16 protein-coding genes are annotated in these 18,629 nt (G+C 43.8%); 6 read left to right on the top strand and 10 right to left on the bottom strand.

What is annotated here, in order from left to right; translation table 11 throughout:
- The first annotated feature begins 75 nt into the window (after positions 1 to 75).
- From AACT52_RS00560 to AACT52_RS00550, 3 genes are all read left to right on the top strand, one after another.
- Positions 76 to 384 carry a hypothetical protein gene (locus AACT52_RS00560; protein ID WP_198940781.1) on the top strand — a complete coding sequence of 103 codons (309 nt, stop codon included), beginning with the start codon at positions 76 to 78 and terminating at the stop codon, positions 382 to 384.
- A complete protein-coding gene (locus tag AACT52_RS00555; RefSeq protein WP_073626213.1) occupies positions 385 to 828 on the top strand; it encodes a type II toxin-antitoxin system VapC family toxin in 444 nt (147 codons plus the stop codon).
- A 193-nt stretch (positions 829 to 1,021) separates the two neighbouring features.
- On the top strand, positions 1,022 to 2,296 hold the full coding sequence (locus AACT52_RS00550) for a sensor histidine kinase (protein WP_073626212.1): 1,275 nt from the start codon (positions 1,022 to 1,024) through the stop codon (positions 2,294 to 2,296).
- Positions 2,297 to 2,324: 28 nt separating this feature from the next.
- Here the strand turns inward: AACT52_RS00550 and AACT52_RS00545 are convergent, their stop codons facing one another.
- The 3 genes from AACT52_RS00545 to AACT52_RS00535 form a co-directional block, all read right to left on the bottom strand.
- Positions 2,325 to 3,029: a diacylglycerol/polyprenol kinase family protein gene (locus tag AACT52_RS00545; protein ID WP_073626210.1), complete on the bottom strand. Its 705-nt coding sequence runs from the start codon at positions 3,027 to 3,029 to the stop codon at positions 2,325 to 2,327.
- Between the two features lies 1 nt (position 3,030).
- Positions 3,031 to 3,459: a DUF2358 domain-containing protein gene (locus tag AACT52_RS00540; protein WP_073626207.1), complete on the bottom strand. Its 429-nt coding sequence runs from the start codon at positions 3,457 to 3,459 to the stop codon at positions 3,031 to 3,033.
- Between the two features lie 131 nt (positions 3,460 to 3,590).
- Positions 3,591 to 4,601: an AraC family transcriptional regulator gene (locus AACT52_RS00535; protein WP_073626205.1), complete on the bottom strand. Its 1,011-nt coding sequence runs from the start codon at positions 4,599 to 4,601 to the stop codon at positions 3,591 to 3,593.
- A 152-nt stretch (positions 4,602 to 4,753) separates the two neighbouring features.
- On the opposite strand from AACT52_RS00535, the gene AACT52_RS00530 reads away from it, so the two are divergent.
- Positions 4,754 to 5,371: a cupin domain-containing protein gene (locus tag AACT52_RS00530; protein ID WP_073626204.1), complete on the top strand. Its 618-nt coding sequence runs from the start codon at positions 4,754 to 4,756 to the stop codon at positions 5,369 to 5,371.
- 545 nt (positions 5,372 to 5,916) lie between these two features.
- On the opposite strand, the gene AACT52_RS00525 is transcribed toward AACT52_RS00530, so the two are convergent.
- A complete protein-coding gene (locus AACT52_RS00525) occupies positions 5,917 to 7,071 on the bottom strand; it encodes a glycoside hydrolase family 10 protein (RefSeq protein ID WP_073626202.1) in 1,155 nt (384 codons plus the stop codon).
- Between the two features lie 189 nt (positions 7,072 to 7,260).
- Positions 7,261 to 8,079: a DUF1206 domain-containing protein gene (locus AACT52_RS00520; RefSeq protein WP_073626200.1), complete on the bottom strand. Its 819-nt coding sequence runs from the start codon at positions 8,077 to 8,079 to the stop codon at positions 7,261 to 7,263.
- Between the two features lie 207 nt (positions 8,080 to 8,286).
- Here AACT52_RS00520 and AACT52_RS00515 point away from each other — a divergent pair, with 207 nt between their 5' ends.
- Entirely contained in the window at positions 8,287 to 9,150 is an 864-nt protein-coding gene (locus AACT52_RS00515; RefSeq protein ID WP_073626198.1) for an alpha/beta fold hydrolase, read from the top strand.
- A 371-nt stretch (positions 9,151 to 9,521) separates the two neighbouring features.
- On the opposite strand, the gene AACT52_RS00510 is transcribed toward AACT52_RS00515, so the two are convergent.
- The 3 genes from AACT52_RS00510 to mnmA form a co-directional block, all read right to left on the bottom strand.
- Entirely contained in the window at positions 9,522 to 11,720 is a 2,199-nt protein-coding gene (locus AACT52_RS00510; RefSeq protein WP_073626196.1) for a caspase family protein, read from the bottom strand.
- Between the two features lie 100 nt (positions 11,721 to 11,820).
- The gene (gene sat, locus AACT52_RS00505) at positions 11,821 to 13,008 is read right to left on the bottom strand and encodes a sulfate adenylyltransferase (RefSeq protein ID WP_073626194.1); all 1,188 of its coding nucleotides are present in this window, start codon (positions 13,006 to 13,008) and stop codon (positions 11,821 to 11,823) included.
- Positions 13,009 to 13,243: 235 nt separating this feature from the next.
- A complete protein-coding gene (gene mnmA, locus AACT52_RS00500) occupies positions 13,244 to 14,299 on the bottom strand; it encodes a tRNA 2-thiouridine(34) synthase MnmA (protein ID WP_073626193.1) in 1,056 nt (351 codons plus the stop codon).
- Positions 14,300 to 14,553: 254 nt separating this feature from the next.
- Between mnmA and AACT52_RS00495 the strand changes: the two genes are divergently transcribed.
- Positions 14,554 to 15,429, top strand: coding sequence for a hypothetical protein (locus tag AACT52_RS00495; RefSeq protein ID WP_143172685.1), 876 nt, complete (start codon positions 14,554 to 14,556; stop codon positions 15,427 to 15,429).
- A 49-nt stretch (positions 15,430 to 15,478) separates the two neighbouring features.
- Here AACT52_RS00495 and AACT52_RS00490 read toward each other — a convergent pair whose 3' ends face one another.
- A complete protein-coding gene (locus AACT52_RS00490; RefSeq protein ID WP_073626192.1) occupies positions 15,479 to 17,128 on the bottom strand; it encodes a Dyp-type peroxidase in 1,650 nt (549 codons plus the stop codon).
- 115 nt (positions 17,129 to 17,243) lie between these two features.
- A complete protein-coding gene (locus AACT52_RS00485; RefSeq protein WP_073626190.1) occupies positions 17,244 to 18,428 on the bottom strand; it encodes a hypothetical protein in 1,185 nt (394 codons plus the stop codon).
- Between the last annotated feature and the right edge of the window lie 201 nt (positions 18,429 to 18,629).

Genomic DNA, 18,629 nt, shown 5'->3' with positions numbered 1-18,629 from the left:
GATGAGGTACGCTGCGTGTAAAAATTTCTCAGTAATCTAAAAATAAATTTTCTGTTGAATGGTGGCCTTATTGTTATGAATAACCTTTCCAAAGAATTGCTTCGCAATTTTGAGTCAGCACATAAAGAAGATATAGAGACAATCACTCAGGTTTTGGCGCGGATAACCACAAAAAGTCCAGACGAAATTAAACCACACCTGGACGCAATGCTTGAGCGGTTAGTTCAACCACAACAGGTACAGCGTCCTTTGTACGAAACCGCTACTCCAGAAGAATTGGCACAAGTGTTTCGGGAGTGGGCAGAGAGTCACGATCGCAATTCACCTCTGTTATCAGATTATGCTGTTAGCCGGGAAAGTATCTACTCAGACGAGGAATTATAATTGACTTTTCTTGTAGATACAAATGTATTGCTTCGTAGCGTAGAACCCTCTCACCCAATGTATCCAGATGCAAGTCATGCCATCGCTACCCTGCTGGCACTGGGAGAACGTTTATGCATCGTACCGCAAAACTTGATTGAATTTTGGAACGTTTACACCCGTCCAACCCAGAGGAATGGCTTGGGACATACCGCAGCCCAAGCAGAAGCAGAAATTAACCGTTTAAAGACTATTTTTCCCTTGTTGCTGGATACGGAGGCAATTTACCAAGAATGGGAAAAGCTGGTAGTTGCCTATAAGATTAGAGGAGTAAACGTACATGACGCTCGACTGGTCGCAGCAATGCTGGTGCATGGGTTAACCCACATCCTGACCTTCAACATCAGCGATTTTACTCGCTATACAGAAATTACTGCCGTACATCCAACCGCCATCACACCTTAAGCAAACCTATTTACTCATAGCCTGGGAATAACTGATTAGGCGATCGCCCTTGGGGATGCCGCAGAGGAGCATCATCAAGCGGAGTTACTCAGTGGAGAAATTCTTGAAGTTCATCCCCCATAAATAACTTCAATCTAATAAACATCCTCCTTAATACATATTTAGTTCTACCTCTTGCATAATAGTCAGGTATATGAGTGTGCAGGAGGTAGGAGGTTTTGGCATGGATCTTTTTTACAATTTTTTCTCAGAAAATTTTATTCCTCATGGGCATTGTTATTTATGGAAACCAGAGTTGGTTTCGCTGCATATCCTGTCAGATGTCATAATCGCACTTTCTTACTATTCGATCCCGCTGACGCTGGTGTATTTTGTCCGCAAGCGGAAAGATGTGCCTTTTAGAAACATTTTTCTCTTGTTTGGAGCCTTTATTATTTCTTGTGGCACAACACATATTGTAGAAGTGTGGACGCTTTGGCATCCTGTTTATTGGTTATCTGGAACTATCAAAGCTTTCACAGCTATCATTTCTTTTTATACAGCTCTTACTCTCATCCCTCTAGTTCCTCTAGCACTTGCTCTCCCCAGCCCAGCACAGCTTGAAGCGGCAAATAAAGCTTTGCAAGAGGAAAATATTGAGCGTAAACGAGTTGAGCAAGAGTTGCGAGAGTACAAAGAACATTTAGAAGAACTTGTAAAGCAACGTACTACTGAACTAGCAAAAGCCAACGAACACCTTCAGCAGGAAATTATTCAACGCCAGGAGTCCCAGGACAAGATGGCGCAGTTACTCAAAAAAGTAGAAAGTGCAAATAAAGAATTAAATGATTTTGCTTATGTGGTTTCCCATGATTTAAAAGCGCCACTTCGAGGAATTGCTTCATTGTCAGAGTGGCTATTAGCTGATTACGCTGAGCAATTTGACGAACAGGGTAGAGAATTCGTTAATCTCTTGATAAATAGAGTTCAGAAAATGTATAACTTAATTGATGGCATTTTAGAATACTCAAGAGTTGGACGCCTTCAAGAGGAGAGTCGGCAAGTGAATTTAAATAAAGTCGTTGCAGATGTGATTGACATTCTTAGTCCTAGTGAAAATATACAAATACAGATAGCGAATAAATTACCTATTGTTTACTGTGAAAAAACTCGTATAGAACAAGTTTTTCAAAACTTATTGAGTAATGCCATCAAATTTATTGATAAACCGCAAGGTCAGATTCTAATCGACTGTACTGAAGATAATGATTATTGGCAATTTAGTGTTGCTGATAATGGTTTAGGAATTGAAAAGCAATATTTTGAAAGAATATTTCAAATCTTCCAAAAATTATCTAGCAATAAAGATGACAGTACAGGCATTGGTTTAGCTTTAGTAAAAAAGATTGTAGAAATGTATGATGGCAAGGTTTGGGTGGAATCAGAAGTTGGTCAGGGTAGCACGTTCTTTTTTACTTTAAAAAAGTAGGTACAAATCAAGCCTGCTGAGGATTTGATTAAATAAAATTTGCCGCCACAATTACCGCTGTTGGAATGAGAATGTTATCAACTTCTTTCGGACTACATCCTTCAACAAGTGTAGCGATAAATGCCAGCAAGAAAATCCTGCTAATATTCAGTTCACTTGGGATGATCAGCCAAACAAAAAAGACGCTCGCGGCGAAAGCGAAAACAAACATCGAGAGGCTTCCTTCCAAGCTTTTGTTGCTGAGAATTTGGTATTTGAGCTTGCCATAATAAGAACCAATGATTGGTGCAACACCATCGCCCCAGCCGAGAGTTGTCATTGCTACAATCCCAGGAAAAGTTTTATAAAATAGTGTGCCACAAATAGTTGCCACAATCACGAAATAAAGCGGACCTTTGAGGAGTTCACGCCTATCCCCTGTACGGGTCATAATATTAACAGCCTCATCGTCTGGTTTGGCAAACAGCCCTTTTTGTACAAGGAGGACTACCCAGACAACAAAAATCGTCACATTTAAGTACTTCGACCAATGTAAATCGGTGTACAGAGGCAAAAACCCAATGAGCGATCCAGCACCAATATGCGTAATTTTGCGGCTAATATCTTGCGGTAGCCCAAATTTAGTTACACAAAAATTCAACAGTGCTACCAGCCCAAACACATAAACAAACGTTAGCGCTGTTGCTATCAAATTTCCTATAAACGGGCTGATATGCAAGGCGAAAGACAACATATCAAATTTCTCCACCCTTACGGAAGAACTGCTGCAAAATCTCTCCTGGTTTGCGGTCCCAAGTGTCGATATGCTCGTAGATTAAACCATCTTTGTTGAGTTTGTACGTCGAGTAGCCGTTGAAAAATATCTTAGCTTTCCAAGGAACCCGCAAAACACCGCGAACTGTCCACTTTGCCAAAATGATGTCCTCGGCTGACTGATTGACATCATGTAAATCAAAGTAAATTTGTGTAAAAAATAATCGAGCATGAAATCGTAAAGTCCAAAAGATAATACGATAGTTAAATTTTGTTTTAAACTTATTGACAGGGTCTTGAAAGTAGATATTCTGCGTGTAAATGTCGTAGGAAATATCCTGCTCAAAAAGTGTTGGCAAATCTTTTTTGAGAGTTTCAATGTTCCGTTCGACTTGCAATTGATATTCCACGCGATCGCTCCTCAAAAATAAGTTCTGTTACTGTTACAGCGTTTCCAAAGCCAGTAAGGTACACCAAAGAAATAATGAACCACAGATGGACACAGATGGACACAGATAAATAAGTTCTATTACTGTGGAAGTCATCTGTATGCCCGTGGCGTTTTTCCTGTCCATCGCTTAAATGCACGGTGGAACGCACTTGGTTCGGAAAAACCCAGCAAAAAAGCTATATCGTGAATTGGGGTATCGGGTTTTTTCAAATATCTTAGAGCTAACTCTTTGCGCGTCTCATCCAACAGTTGCTGATACGAAGTCCCCTCTGCTTGCAGCTCTCGTTGCAGGTTCCGAACACTGATAGCCAAACTGCGAGCGATCGCCTCAATAGTAGGAACTTCTGCCTTCAAACCATGCGTCACTGCCCGAACAACTTGGTTTGTATACGTATCTTCCTGGCTAAGTTCGTTCAGCATTGCCTCAGCATGTTGCTCAAACATCGACAAAAGTGATGGATTGGCGGATAAAATAGTCCAATCCAAACAGCCAGCATCGAAGATAAGCCGATTTGTTGGTTGAGAGAAATGCACAGGTGCGTGAAAGATGCGCTGGTGTTCAGAAATATCCGTTGGACGTGGATGTTGAAACCAAACTGCATCAGGAATTAGTGAGTTACCCGTCAGCGTTTTTGTTGTCGTTAGTAGGGCTGAAAACGTAGATTCGATGGGCTGGCGAGGTTCTTCTAGCAAGTAGTTTTTCAGGTGACTGACGATATCACAGTCGCACAACACCTGCCCTTGTGAAACCGAGAAGTGAATATAAGCCCCCTGACTGAACAGACGTGTGTAGCGGGAGAGGTTTTCCAGCACTTGTCTAAAGGTCTGACAATTGAAAAGCACATAGCCCACAATCCCAATCATCGCCACATTGAAGGTTTCCCCTATATGTAAACCGATGTTGTCATCCCCTGTCAGCTTGACGACTTCGTGCCACATAGCTCGATTGGTTTCCCCTGTAACGCGGCTATCAGGCATCTCCAGCATTTTAGGGTCAATGCCAATGGCAGCACACAAGCTTTTGGAATCTATGCCTTTATAAGTTGCTGCATATTGAACAGTGCTGCGAACAAGAGAAACGGAGAAGGTCGCCTCTTTCATAGGACATTCAAGCGCAGTTTTCCAAAACGGCGTGATGAGTCAATTCCTTGGCGCAATATGTCAATTCAACACCTAACTAGACAGCTTACCTTTTAATTGTTGGTCAAAACGCGCTGTACATCAAACAACTTAAACAAAGGAGCTTTCCCAAAATGACATCAACAAAACTAGGCTTTGATTCCAATACTTCGTTCATTGCAATCTCAAATCAGTCATTACCGGAACAAATTGAAAACCCCGTGACTGGCGATCGCATGACAATCCTTTGCTCGACTCACGATAGTAACGGGAATTCTTTTAAGGCTCAATTTAACCTTCCGCCCGGATCAAATGGCAGTCCCCTGCATTATCACAATCATCTCACAGAAACCTTTGAGGTCTTAAGCGGCTCGCTGGAAATGGAAGTAGGTGCGAAAGGAAACATTAAAATACTCCGACCAGGAGAAATTGTGTACGTTCCCGCTGGTACGCCTCATAGTTTCCGCAATACCTCTGACGAGTGGGTAACATTTGTATCCGAAGTACGCCCAGCAGGAGAGTTTGAGCAGTTTATTAGAGCAATGTACGGTCTGGCGATCGATGCAAAAGTGAACAAGGAGGGAATGCCTACAAATCCCCTGCAACTCGCCCTAGTTATTCAGAAAGCCGACCTCGTATTCGTTGGTCTACCGTTGTTCGTCCAAAAGCTGATTATCGGAACCTTAGCCCAGATTGCCCGGTTTTTGGGAGTCGAGCGATCGCTGGTCAAATATTGGAAACAAGCCGAGTAAGGTACTTCCAAAAAATAAATTATTCAATATGAGTGGGGTGGGCATCCTGCCCGCCCTGTTAATAGGACGGGTTAGAAGCCCATCCCACAAAAAGCGAAACGCTAAATATCAAACAGTCGAGGGAAATAGAATGAGTCGCTTACAACTTTCTAGAACAACACACTAGTACAGAGCGGCGTAAATAGGGCAACCATTTAAAATCCCTAAAAAGCCCATTCCATAATACTTTTGACTTTTGACTTTTGACTTTTGACTTCCGCCTTGCGGTACTAGCTGCTTGTTATCAATATCACTTCTAAGCAATAACAATCGTAGTTATTAAATACGTCTTTAAGTAGATGATTTCGTTTTTTTTGATAAATTTTTAGGTGGATTTAACAAATTTTTAGGTACTTGTCCAATACCACCAACCTACGTTGCGACATGACAGCACTGACAACTGTGGTTTTAAAAGTATTGGCTGCTCTACGTGAACTACCTAAACGATGCTTATCTTTTACCAGGTTTCTAGAGCGATTGAGAATTGATATTCCACGCATTGCCCCCTAAACAATATTCCTCAAAAACCCCAGCAAATGTTGCCAAAGAGAAGATGATGTCTTCTTGCTCTCTCTAGCTTTATTTAGCTCTAGCAGAGAAGGAAATGCAGCAGACTGGGCATAAGGACCTTTTCGCAACACCCTAGCTAAGGCGCTATTGTCTTCTCGCAAACCTTCATAGAAAAAGAAGACTTCCCCAGAAATACCACAAGCACGGTTATACTCAATAGCTTGCAACAGGTACTCTGGACTTATCCGGTAAGAACCAACTTTCATCAGAATTCCTGGTGCCAATTTCGACAGCGTAGTATCTGTAAATTGCTCGCTGACTAGCTTATCAACAATACCTTTGTAAGTGAGAAAATCACGGCGATAAATTTGCGGATGTATAATATCTACCAGCCCTCGTTGCAGCCATGTGGGCGAGTCTTGCAGGTATTCCTTGTATGCCCAATCATGAATATTAGGGGCAATCGTTAACAGCAGGTTGGAATTAATCGCTTTGACTTCCTGATAGAGGCGGGCAAGAAATTCTGTGAGAATATCAGCACGCCACTGCAACCATCGCCCATCCTTGAAGTTTTTTGGCGGAGATTCACCAAACTCCTGACGGTAGCGTTCCACGGTTCCTGAATCATAGCCGCCTTCGCTTGGTAATGCAGGCAAGCGATCATCAGCTTGAATGCCGTCTACATCGTAATTTTTTACGACTTCTAATATAAGATTTAACATGAAACTTTGGACTTCCCGGTCAAGGGCATTCAGCCACTCAAACCCGTTTTTCTTCAGCAAATTGCCCTCACTGTCACGGGCAGCCCATTCAGGTTTTTTTGCTAACAGCAATCCACCATTCAAATTGTAGGAACTGGCGAATCCGTATTCAAACCAAGGAATGATTTTTAACCCAACCCGCCGCGCCTCAGTCACCACTTCTGCCAAAGGATCGCGCCCAACAAATTGCGGGTTCATTTCTATATCAAAGGTTTGCCGCATTAATTGACTGGGATACATTGTTGACCCCCTGTTCCAGACAACAGGGAAGACCACATTAAATCCCGTCTCGGCAAGGAAGTCCATCGCTGACGCAATATTTTGCCGAGAATCGAAAACTTTGCTATCGGTGGTGGTTAGCCAGACGCCGCGTATTTCTACTTTTGCCATGCGCCTTTTAATAATGTGTCCGGGGTATTCAATAGACTTTTTCTAAAAGTGTGTATTTCGTATTTATAACCACATATCCACACAGTTTAACAGTAGTTAATTATCTGTGTCCATCTGTGTCCATCTGTGGTTTTATTTTCATAACAATTGACTTTTATAAGATATTTCATCTTATAAAAGTCAATTTTTCTATCTTCCTATTACTATCCGACTATATCGCGCCTGAATCACCATGTAACCACCGTAAGCAACTAAACCCAGCGCGACAATACCCAAAAGCCAAGGACCATAAGGTTGTTGCCCGATCGCCTGTAACGCCTCACCTAAGCCTCCCGCTTGGCTGGCGTCAGACTGAGTTGCTGCTTGAATCAAAAACCAACCAATAATACAAAAGACTATTCCTCGCGCTACCAAACCAAATCTGGAAATACCCATTACCAATTTGCGTTCTGAATCGTCCAATTCATGCAAATCTAATTTTCTACGAAACTTCGCACTAAAAGCTTGATAAAACTCATAGAAACCCAAACCAATAGTAAACGCTCCCCCTGCCCCAACTAACCATTGACCAAAGGGCTGAGAAAGTAGTCGTGCTGTCCAATCTTGTCTAGAATTACTGTTACCACCACTACCTGAACCAAGGATAATTTGCACGGCGCTTAATGCTATACCAGCATATATCAAACCATTAATTGCATAACCAAATCGCTGTGCCAAACCTTTGGCATCTGTGCCTTTATTTTCTGGGTCTTTGATTGCTTGCACAAAACGAAAAATCACGTATCCAATTAACCCAATTGCCACCAATGCTAGCAAAAATTCTCCAAATGGCTGATTGACAATTTCCTGGAGAGCGCCTTCTGTATCAGTCGTTTTACCACCACTACCAAACGCCGCTTGCGCTGCCAATAGTCCAACAACACCGTAAACTACTCCTTTAGATATATAACCAAATCTAGCTAATCGCTCCACCCACGCAGAAGGATGTTGTGTTAGTTGCTGTGCCATAATATTTAAGTTTAATTATGGATAAGTATTTAGCAAAATTCACGCATAATATACATCTACCCAAGGAACAATTTTAAATAAAACATGAAGATTTATTGAGTAATTTGTTCCTTCTCAAGTTAGTTTTGAATCTAAACAATTTTCGATAAAAGTTATTATTAATACTTGTATTTAAAGCCCGATTATCTACCTTTAAGAGTATAAATTATGTCTGTACTAGAAAGTTCATGGCAGCACCAGTACATCACAACAAACGGAGTTAAGCTGCATTACGTCACTCAGGGAGAAGGTCCTCTGATGGTGATGCTACATGGATTCCCTGAGTTTTGGTATTCGTGGCGGCATCAAATACCAGAATTTGCGAAAAACTATAAAGTTGTTGCCCTTGACTTGCGTGGCTACAACGACAGCGATAAGCCAAAAAACCAATCAGCTTATGTGATGGATGAATTTGTTAGAGATGTCGAGGGGGTTATTAAGGGATTAGGATACCAAAAGAGTATTTTGGTGGGACATGACTGGGGTGGTTTGATAGCCTGGAATTTTGCTTACTCTCACCCTGAAATGGTAGAGCGTTTAATTGTACTTAATCTGCCTCATCCCGCCAAATTTGCCGAAGGCTTACGCACTCCTCAACAGTTGCTACGCAGCTCGTATATGTTCTTATTTCAATTGCCAGCAATACCGGAATTTCTCATACAATCGTTTGATTATCAACCACTTGAAACTGCTTTTAAAGGTATGGCGGTTAACAAGAGTGCTATCACGCAAGCGGATATTGACGCTTACAAAGATGCCGCATCCAAACGGGGTGCCCTTACTGCAATGTTGAACTATTATCGCAACATTTTTCAACAGAGAATGGTAAATCAAAAGTGGGGCGTTTTGGAAGTGCCAACGTTGATGATTTGGGGAGAAAAAGACATCGCCCTTGGTAAGGAATTAAGCTATGGCACAGAAGCTTATGTGAAAGATTTTCAAATCAAATATATTCCCAACTGTAGCCATTGGGTACAACAGGAACAGCCTCAATTAGTCAATCAGTACATACGAGAGTTTTTGGAGGGTTAATAACTCTATTTTAAAGGCGATGCTTGAGCGTGATAGGCAATGACATGGTGAGCGATCGCTCGGATTTGATAAGAGTGCAAAAGCCCTTTTTGCACTCTTGTCTAATGTTGATATTTTTAACATAAACACTGGCAGTAAATAGCAAATATTTTCTTATGCCAAGTCCGGTTCATTAGTTATTATTCCTACATCTGTGCAGAAAGAGTGAAAAACCTTCCCCCTGCCCCCTTTGCCCCCTAATGATAAGTCTTTCACCGGACACGATATTAGTGCATGCTCATCTTTGTGGAAGAAACAGCAGCACAATGACTACTGAACTCCAAAAAAATTGGCGCGGAAGCTATAAGTCCTTGATTTTCTTGGTTGACATTTTATACCACCTGATAGATAAAACTTAGACTTGCCCAATGATTCACATCCAACACATATGAGTCACTTGCTGTGCCGTTCATATCTTTAACTGCACTAGCATTATGCAAATCTTGCAGAACAGCTTGTGCGACTTCTAAGGGGCTGATCAAGGGCTGTATACGCTGTTGTTCTGCTTTGGGATGCTTAGCAGCTTCTAAAGCAGAGAGAGATTGGGTAAAAGGTGCAGTACTAAAAATAAGTTGGGTTTCACTCAAGGAAGTTGGTTCTTGCACCACCCATTCAAAACCAGCTGTTGTTTGTGGTATCGTCAGAGTCTGCCCTGGAGAAATCACCATATCTTTGAGTACTGGTTTGGCTTCCGATGGCTCGGGTTCAGTACCTTTGTACCAGGGAACCAAAGCGATCGCAGTCCGACTGCTGTTTAATGCCAGCAGCATCAGATAAACAGGGCGATCGCTCATATTTTCCACCCGATACTGTATCTTACTGCCGACACTTACAGTGGGAATCTCTGCAAGTTCAGCATTGAATGCTTTCTTGCTTGATGTTTCAGGACTTTGAGTTCGCAGTGTTTCTCGTTGTATCAGCGCCCGAGGCGTGAGGGTGCCAATAATCTCTAATGTTGCCTTAATACCCAAGCGAGAAGATCCTGCATTCTCTGTGAGTCGCCATAATTTTGCCGCCAGCAAGGTTTGTAGTTTTGGCGCTAACCGCTGCGCGGCTACTTTTACTGCGTCTGTCGCTTCCCCAACGGTATTGGGAATGAGTTCGCCACCGAGAGAAAATAAACCGTAACGACTCACAGACACCATCGTAGAGTTAGTCGCTGCTAAATCTTTATTCTTCGCTTCTGGTTGTTTCCCAAACACATAATCTGCTGGTTGTTCTCCCGCTACTACAGTTGACACATGGGCGACTGTTGCAAAGGCACTTGTTGCATCTACCCGCTCAATTCTTTCTAGTCCAGTATCAAAAGCAACTGTTAAATTTATGTTCCGGGGGACAACTCGCACAGCTTCCTGAACAAGTTGCCCGACTTGTGGGGCAGTGGTTCCATCTACACTGGAAATTTGCGCTTTTGCTGTTAACCCAGTACGCGATCGCAAAACGAGCTGTGTATTTAACCCTTCTTTTGTCACCACACTCAGTCGTGAATTCACTCCGTAGTTTTCCAGGACTTGTGCAGGGAGTCCCCCTAGCCAGAGTAAAACTGTTTTCCCGTCGTCTTCAGTTCCTGTGACGACTCCTTCTGCCCCAGAGGTGCTGAATGGATGCAAAATATCTGCAATCAGCGTCCGAGAAAGCTGATTTTTCTTATCTAGCAATAGCCCTGGCTGCTGTTTCGTACTTCCTAACTGCTGGACAGAAGCACCCACATGAGAAAGACACACTTGAATTGTCGTTGCTGGTGTGGCTTCCCACAAGTACTGCGTTAAGGCGTAGGTAAATAATCCAGCACTAAAACCAGATAACAGTTCCTCCCTTGCCATTTGCTTGGGATCAGAGGTTGCTGACAGCACAATAACTGGCTCTTTTGTGGCAACCTGCTGCTGTAGCTGGAGTTGGAACTCAAGTTCTTCTGCTGACAGGATACCTTGTCCTGCTACTGGACGGGCACGAATTCGCAACCCTGTTGGCAGGGAGGTAGAGCGTGTATAGTAGCTCGTATCCAATACTGCTGTTACGTGATTTGTGGCAAGCGATCGCAACATCAGCAGCAGTGTTTCTTCCAACAGATAGTTGACAAACTTATTTTCTTGTTTGTCATCTCTGCCATTAACTGGAACTAGAGCGTTTTGCTCTGTTTCTTGCATTTCCAACTTGAGACGACTGCCGTAGCCACTATAGTGAAACACGACGACATCATCAGGTCTAGCTTGTTTGACCAGATGCTCGAAAAAAGCCGTCTCGATAGATTCCCTCGTCGCTTTTTCATTAGTTAACGAGATGATATCTGAGGGTTGGAAATCAAAGCGGTGAATCAAAAGTTCCCTTTGCAGATCTACATCTGTTAGACAACCGAGCAGACCCGGTGATTCTGGGTACTGATTGATACCTACCAATAAAGCCAATTTACGCGGTATAGGTTGTGCCAAAGCTTCGTAGTAGCGATTTCCCAAACTCAACCACTTAGTTTCAGCCGCACCCAACACCGTAAGTATGGAACCAAATCTTTGTAAAAACGTTCGCCGCTTCATAGTTAGCTATCAGCCCCCAGTCCATCAGCTATAGCTTATAGGGCTGAGGTCTGTAGTGTAAAACAACCTTTTATACTGTATTATTTCACCGGAATGTGCTTTAAATATCGTAAGTATGGACTGGTATTTGCATTGCCCGTGCCAATTCTGCCGCCACTTCTGGACGAGAAAATTGTGGTGGAGGTAACTCACCTCGGCGCAGCATTTCCCGCACCTTAGTTCCCGAAAGATGAATACGCTCTTCCGGAAGACTAGGGCTTGTTTTACTTGTCGCCATTTGCTCGGTACGCGTGCAGTAAAAAGCGTGTTCAAACATCATCGGCACAATGCCCAGTTCTTCAGGCTTAAACTCATCAAAGATATGCTGAGCATCATAAGTACCGTAGTAATTACCTACTCCAGCATGATCCCGTCCGACGATAAAGTGAGTACAACCGTAGTTTTTGCGAATCAGAGCGTGGAAAATTGCCTCCCGAGGACCAGCATAACGCATAGCCGAGGGATTAATTGCTAAAAGGACACGGTTATGTGGGTAGTATTTCTCCATCAAAATTTCGTAGCAGCGCATCCGCACATCTGCGGGGATATCATCTTCTTTCGTCGCTCCAACCAATGGGTGCAAAAATAGACCATCGACAATTTCCAAAGCGCACTTTTGGATATATTCATGAGCGCGGTGGATCGGGTTGCGAGTTTGGAAACCAACAACAGTTTTCCAGCCCATTTCCTGAAACAACTGCCGAGACTCGACAGGATCAACTTGGTATTTTGGAAATAGAGGATGAGGCTCGCGTTCTAATAACCACACATCACCTGCTAAATGTACAGAACCTTGATTGTAGAGTACCTTTACACCAGGATGGTTTGAATCATTGGTTCGATAAACATGAATAGCTTCACGGGTCTTGTCGTAGTGGTATTTTTGTGTAAGTTCCAATACCCCGATATACTGACCACCCGGATTATCTAAACGAATCAAACTACCTTCTGTTAAAGGGGCGGCGACTTTCTCATTAACCGAGAGCGTAACCGGAATTGACCAAACGGTTCCGTTCGCAAGCCGCATTTCTGTAACAACGCGGTTATAGTCCTCCTGATTCATAAAACCAGTCAGTGGACTAAAACCACCAATTGCAATCATTTGCAAATCTGATACCGCCCGTTGATCAAGTTGCACCCGCGGTAGAAAGTCAGCTTTTGAGAGAAATACTTGTTTTTGCTCAGGTGTAGCGATGCGATTCACCAATTGCCCACCATGAGGGGCTATGCTGTCAAGATTATAACTCAAGGTAGTCCTTTGTTTGCGATAACTACATTTTTTTTTAAGCTATGTATAACTTACCAAAACGTAGGGACGTATAGAGCAAAGATTATAGTTAATGGCAAATAGAAAGTAGGAGGAGATGAGGGGGATGAGGGACAAAGAGAAAATTTCCCGGTGTCTAGGTGTCAGCGTTCGCGCTAGCGTCTCCAAAGGAGAAGCTTCCCCTACTTCTCCTCATCCGCGATACCTCATTCCCAATCTAGCTAAATTGTTCAATGATCCCACCACCCAAAACTTTTTCCCCGTCGTACCAAACTGCAGCTTGTCCGGGGGTAATGCTGAACTGAGGTTCATCAAACACTATGCGGACACGGGAATTTTCCAAGGGAATGACTGTGACTGGTACAGGAGTTGAACGGTAGCGGATTTGAACTTCAGTGCGAATAGGGGTTGATGGTTCGGCGAGCGATACCCAGTTTACTCGCCCTACAGTGCATTCTGGTTCAGTTGCTTTGGTGCGATCGCCCACAATCACTCTATTGTTAACGGCATCCAATTCGATAACATACAACGGTTCGGCAGCGGCGATCCCCAACCCTTTACGTTGCCCAATCGTGTAATGATGGACACCATCATGTTGCCCCAGTACTTTTCCTGTGGGATCAACGATATCGCCTTTTTTGGGCGCAAGATATTTGTCAAGAAACGCTCGCATTGACCCGTTACTTTCCACTAAGCACAAGTCCTGGCTTTCTGGCTTATCTGCTGTTTTCAAACCGTGTTCGCTGGCAAGACGACGAGTGTCAGTTTTTTGGAGTTCTCCTAGAGGGAATACGGTGCCTGCTAGTAAATCTTGCGACAAGTCATAGAGGAAGTAGGACTGGTCTTTATTGCGGTCAACTGCTCGTAGTAATTGATAACGTCCAGTTGCTTCATCATACTGAATGCGGGCATAATGACCGGTGGCAATGCGATCGCATTCCAGATTTTCACGAGCATACTGCAACATCGGACCAAATTTCACAGTTTTATTGCACTGCGAGCAAGGCAAAGGAGTGATCCCAGTACTGTAACCAGCTACCAGGTAATCGACGATATTGGTCTGAAAGACATCGCGAATATCAACAATATGATGGGGAATGCCCAGCTGTTCGCAAACTTTAGCCGCGTCGATCATACCTTCAGAGCAGCACTGACCCTTCCCTTTCATCAGCCAAAGGGTCAGACCAATAACTTGATAACCTTGATCGTGCAAAATGGCTGCTGCGGTGGAACTGTCAACGCCACCAGAAAGACCAACGACTACTTTGTTCATCTCCGGAAAAATGGCTAGGCTACTGGTTCTAGCTTAACACTGTCAACCGAAGGCGTATGAATAAGGTACAAAGCTAAAGAGTGAAATATTGATTATAAAGGTTTGACTTAGCACTGTAATACTTTATGCTTCTATTAAGCTTGTTGCAGCTACTAAGCTGTCACGCCAAAACAGCTGCATACAGCAACAGCCATAATGCTTGATTACACGAAGCTCATTTTTTCATTTTGAATGCCGTACCTTATGAATTGCTTATGTCTGGTGCAATACCTTCTCAATTTATAGCATCCACCAGTTTCAGCCGATTATCAACACTAAATCCTCTACGGTTTCATATCTTCCATTTTCGACTACAGTCCATCTTCCCTCTAGTGTTAGGAGGATGTTTGCTGTTTATTTCCCACTCCACCCAAGCATATGCCCAAATCAAAACAGATGAGGTTTTGCTGACTCAAAGGGTGCGTGAAGACTTACCGCCACCTCCTAATGTCCCGACTTCCTATGGTCAAGAGCCATTACCGCAGGTACCTACACCGGAGCCATTTTCCACAACCCCCCCAAATACTATAGAATTCCGAGCACCGTCAAATCAATATAATCAAAATAATCAAAACTTTGGGCGCTACCAGGTGTACGTTTATGGCAGTAATTTGCGGGGACAACTGTCAGCAGTACGTTACATTGTACCAGATGCCTTCATTAAGCGCTTACGAAGACGTGACGTTATTCAGGCTGGAGTTTTTAGGAGCGAATCAGGTGCCCGAGAGAGAGTCAGACAGTTGCAATCCAACGGCATAGGTAACACACGAATCGCCAGCAACAACGGACAAGATATACCTTATTATCCTGATAGAGGAGATTCTAACGCTTACCCAGGAAGGGATTATGGCAGGAATAGGTCTAACAATTACTATGTCGTTATTCCTACCAAGTCGGAAGAGTTACCCTATTACAGGAATGAAATCAGACGCTATGTGGGACGAAATGCATACGTTATCCCCAGAGATGAACCGCGAGGACCACACGTGGCAGTTGGACCTTTTCCTAAGCGCTGGCAGGCAGAAGAGTGGAATAACTATCTGCGGCGAGATTCAAGATTTGGGAATGCCAGGGTTTACTACGGAAAGTAAAAAGTTTATGGAGGCAGGCAAAATACCTGCCCTTATTAATTAGCAGGGATTAACCCGCTAAAACGTCTTTCAATGCACTGATTGAAGGTGCAAAAAAGTAACCCCCTCCAGTTGGAATCACCCAGTCTTGCATGAGCTTAATGGTTTCAGTTGAGTTATCACTACCAGTAAGTTTTAATGAACGTGCGCGGCTGCCTGCATTCTCTTGCTGACCGATAATTGGATCAGGCCCACCACCAGTATTAACGCCAGTAGGAGGTTGATTATCTTGGTTTGCCCAAACACGCATCAAAAACTCAAACTGATTCTTAATTGAGGTTTGATAAGACAGGAACATCAACCCTCTTTCTTCTTGTAGTTCTTCTGCTGTGGGGTTGACTGGGTCTTTAATGGGAGAACCAAAAGGTATACCACGACGAAGAATTAATCGCGTTAGGGTATCATTTGAGCCACCTTGCTCTGTAGATGTGTCACGAGGGTTAATTTTGCGAACGTGGGCAAAGTGTGGACAGATCAAACCAGAAAAATCGTTGGGAGCTTGAGGGAAATTATCACCTGGATAATCAGGGATTGGTATAAGGGGAACTGGCTCAGATGCAGCGACGTAAGAAAAATGATTATTGGCTAAGCTATCTTTTGCCAGGTCTTCATTGTCACTTTTGGGCGATCGCATTAAGGGAGCACCACTAGGCCAACGTCCAACAAGCAGTGTAGCGAAGCGTTCGGGGGATATATCGCTGAAAGGTGGTTTTTGCGAGAGTTCTGCTGCTTTAGTACGAACAAAGTTCCAGAAAGCTGGAACATCCTGACGCAACCGCCGCACAACCAAGTAAGAACCGTTCATCGCCCAAGCAGGGCAGGGTGTCGCTGGATCTTGGGGATCAATTGGCTCGTTGTCCTTTTGCCGCTTGTAGCCCAAGACAAATTGACCTGGCCAAACTAAAGGTTGACCAGGCTTAGCGAAGCGCTGAGATAGTTGATCTTGGGGATCAAGTAGTCGTGGGGTCAGGAAATCTTCTACTGAGTTGGAAACTAACCCCCGGATACCAGGGTGAGAAATTCCATCTTTGAATCCAAAATGCTCATGCCCTGGTTTGTCAGGTCGAGTCATGCCCTGCTGTTCGTAGATAATCTCTAGAGCACTTTTACCATCAACTTCGCCTGTAGGTTTCGCTAAAGCTTGAATATCTGCCTTGATGCGATTTAGTTCTGTATTGAGAGTACTGATATCGTCACTGGCAACTATGAGCAGAATGTCTGGGTATTTCTCTGGATTGTTGCCTCCTACCACCCAGTTGTTAGGATGCCCATCTGAGCTAATATCAGCTGGATCATCAAGCAATCCTGCTCGGCGGGGCATTCCTATCTTAAAGGGAGTATCTTGAAATTTATTTGCCTCCTCTTGTGATGTGAGTTTTTTGATTCCCTCGCTGGTGAAAGCGATGTTGATCCAAGTGGCTATCATCCCTCTTGGATCTTCCCCCCTGCGAGCACGCAAGGCACGAAACATTCTGTTAAATGCAAGCACTTCTGCAACACTAGCAATCGAGGGGATGATGGTGCGTAGCCAAGTTTTGGTGATATCTCGGTCGTGAATCTTAAGAAACAGGAAAGTTTGGAAGTCCTTGTTAAAGCCTGCCAGAATGTTTCCCTGAATATCGTTAACTGCAAGTACCTCTTCCTGCAGTGGTTGTGCCATAAATTATGTTCTCCTTTTTCAACCGACAAATGTAAAGATGGTGTGTTAGGTTTGTCGCTAACACACCCATCAACCATCTCAAAGAAGGTATATTCCAGCCATCACGCTTCACTGGCTACTTAAGAGCGATCGCTTCTTCAGGTTCTGGCGTTGCATCAGAAGGAGACAGACGCGTAGCTAATGGAGCGATTGCACCGAGAGCAGAGAATTGAAGGTTTGCCCCCTCGCACCCAAGGGGTTGATTCTGAATCTCACCCTTACGGCAAGCAATACCAGTGAGTTTCACCCTGATATGGTCTGCAATTTGTCCCCCGAACTCGATGGGTTCTCCACCAATCAGAATGTCGCTCACAGTGAATCCCTCTTCTGATGGAACCTCATAGACTGCACGCAGAATCCTGCCTGTGGAGCCGCGTAAAATCCGCCAGTAGCCAGGGTCAACAGGAGTGACTCCATCTGGCTTTGTCCAACCACTTGTATCTAAACTGTCTATATAAAGTCCAACTGGATTGGCAAGGGTAATCGAGTGTCCATCCCGTGCCAATGAATTGACAATTGCTCCAATGGTGGGATCGCTAGCTCTACCAGGTGCGCCAAAGCGGGCACAACGAATCAGTTCATCAGCGTCTGTCAATAGGCGTCCATTTTTCTGGCGCAAAATCGTAGCAAAGGCGGCAATGTTGATCTCAGCACTCAAGGTGTTATTGCCCTGATTCAGATGCATCGCTCCATGTGTTGTATTCCACTTATTGAGGGAGTTATACTGACCGTTTTCAAACAGGTCATCCAGCTCCACTTCAGGACTAATGTACTTTCTGTAAAGCTCAAGAAGCTTTTGCTTATCTCCTGTTGCACCCGCTGTTTTAGGACCGTTATAGCCGATGGGGTAACCATGCGCTAGTGCTTCCCAATATTCAGGACCTTCACAGGTAAAGGTGACGCGGACAATCTTACCTTGCTCACGGGTGACGTGCCATTCTAAGTATTCGTCCTGTGGACGCTCACCTCCAGGGAGAAGCGTGTCAGCTTCCTCCCAAGCCGCGCGATCGTCTCCTGGGTGCTTTCGTGAAATCAGTTTTGGAAACCCAACCCAGCTAATCTCTGCTTGTGCGAAAGGCTCAGTAGTTTCTGTTTGTGTGGGATTGTAAAATTGGCTCTTACCAGTGTTTACAACCGACTCTATAAACTGAATATTATCATCGAAGGTATTCGTAATGAACTCACTCCAAGCTTCTAGCTGCTTGGGAATTGAGTTAAAGTCATCAATATTGGCAGGGGGGTCAAAGCGTTCTAACTTCATAAAATTAAATACTTTTTTCTAAGTGTGTTCACGTACTGCTTCTGCTTGATACCACTCTATTCCGGAAATGCCCAAGCCTTTTTTTGGAAGATAATAAAACTTAGCCATTGACAGAATTGTGATTATGCATATGTACCTTTAGCTGTTGAGTGGACGAAAGTTAAGCTCTTTAAGGCAACTTTTCTACATTCTTAATAAATG

It is taken from the genome of Scytonema sp. HK-05 (assembly GCF_963872035.1).
Lineage (GTDB): Bacteria > Cyanobacteriota > Cyanobacteriia > Cyanobacteriales > Nostocaceae > Kalymmatonema.
The sequence above is the reverse complement of the archived record's forward strand: the minus strand, read 5'-3'. Positions and strand labels throughout refer to the sequence as shown.

Excerpts from the sequence above, each read along its gene's own strand:
- AACT52_RS00560 (WP_198940781.1), top strand. The coding sequence starts at position 76 with ATGAATAACCTTTCCAAAGAATTGCTTCGCAATTTTGAGTCAGCACAT.
- AACT52_RS00550 (WP_073626212.1), top strand. The coding sequence starts at position 1,022 with ATGAGTGTGCAGGAGGTAGGAGGTTTTGGCATGGATCTTTTTTACAAT.
- AACT52_RS00545 (WP_073626210.1), bottom strand. The coding sequence starts at position 3,029 with ATGTTGTCTTTCGCCTTGCATATCAGCCCGTTTATAGGAAATTTGATA.
- AACT52_RS00535 (WP_073626205.1), bottom strand. The coding sequence starts at position 4,601 with ATGAAAGAGGCGACCTTCTCCGTTTCTCTTGTTCGCAGCACTGTTCAA.
- AACT52_RS00530 (WP_073626204.1), top strand. The coding sequence starts at position 4,754 with ATGACATCAACAAAACTAGGCTTTGATTCCAATACTTCGTTCATTGCA.
- AACT52_RS00525 (WP_073626202.1), bottom strand. The coding sequence starts at position 7,071 with ATGGCAAAAGTAGAAATACGCGGCGTCTGGCTAACCACCACCGATAGC.
- AACT52_RS00520 (WP_073626200.1), bottom strand. The coding sequence starts at position 8,079 with ATGGCACAGCAACTAACACAACATCCTTCTGCGTGGGTGGAGCGATTA.
- AACT52_RS00515 (WP_073626198.1), top strand. The coding sequence starts at position 8,287 with ATGTCTGTACTAGAAAGTTCATGGCAGCACCAGTACATCACAACAAAC.
- AACT52_RS00510 (WP_073626196.1), bottom strand. The coding sequence starts at position 11,720 with ATGAAGCGGCGAACGTTTTTACAAAGATTTGGTTCCATACTTACGGTG.
- mnmA (WP_073626193.1), bottom strand. The coding sequence starts at position 14,299 with ATGAACAAAGTAGTCGTTGGTCTTTCTGGTGGCGTTGACAGTTCCACC.
- AACT52_RS00495 (WP_143172685.1), top strand. The coding sequence starts at position 14,554 with ATGTCTGGTGCAATACCTTCTCAATTTATAGCATCCACCAGTTTCAGC.
- AACT52_RS00490 (WP_073626192.1), bottom strand. The coding sequence starts at position 17,128 with ATGGCACAACCACTGCAGGAAGAGGTACTTGCAGTTAACGATATTCAG.
- AACT52_RS00485 (WP_073626190.1), bottom strand. The coding sequence starts at position 18,428 with ATGAAGTTAGAACGCTTTGACCCCCCTGCCAATATTGATGACTTTAAC.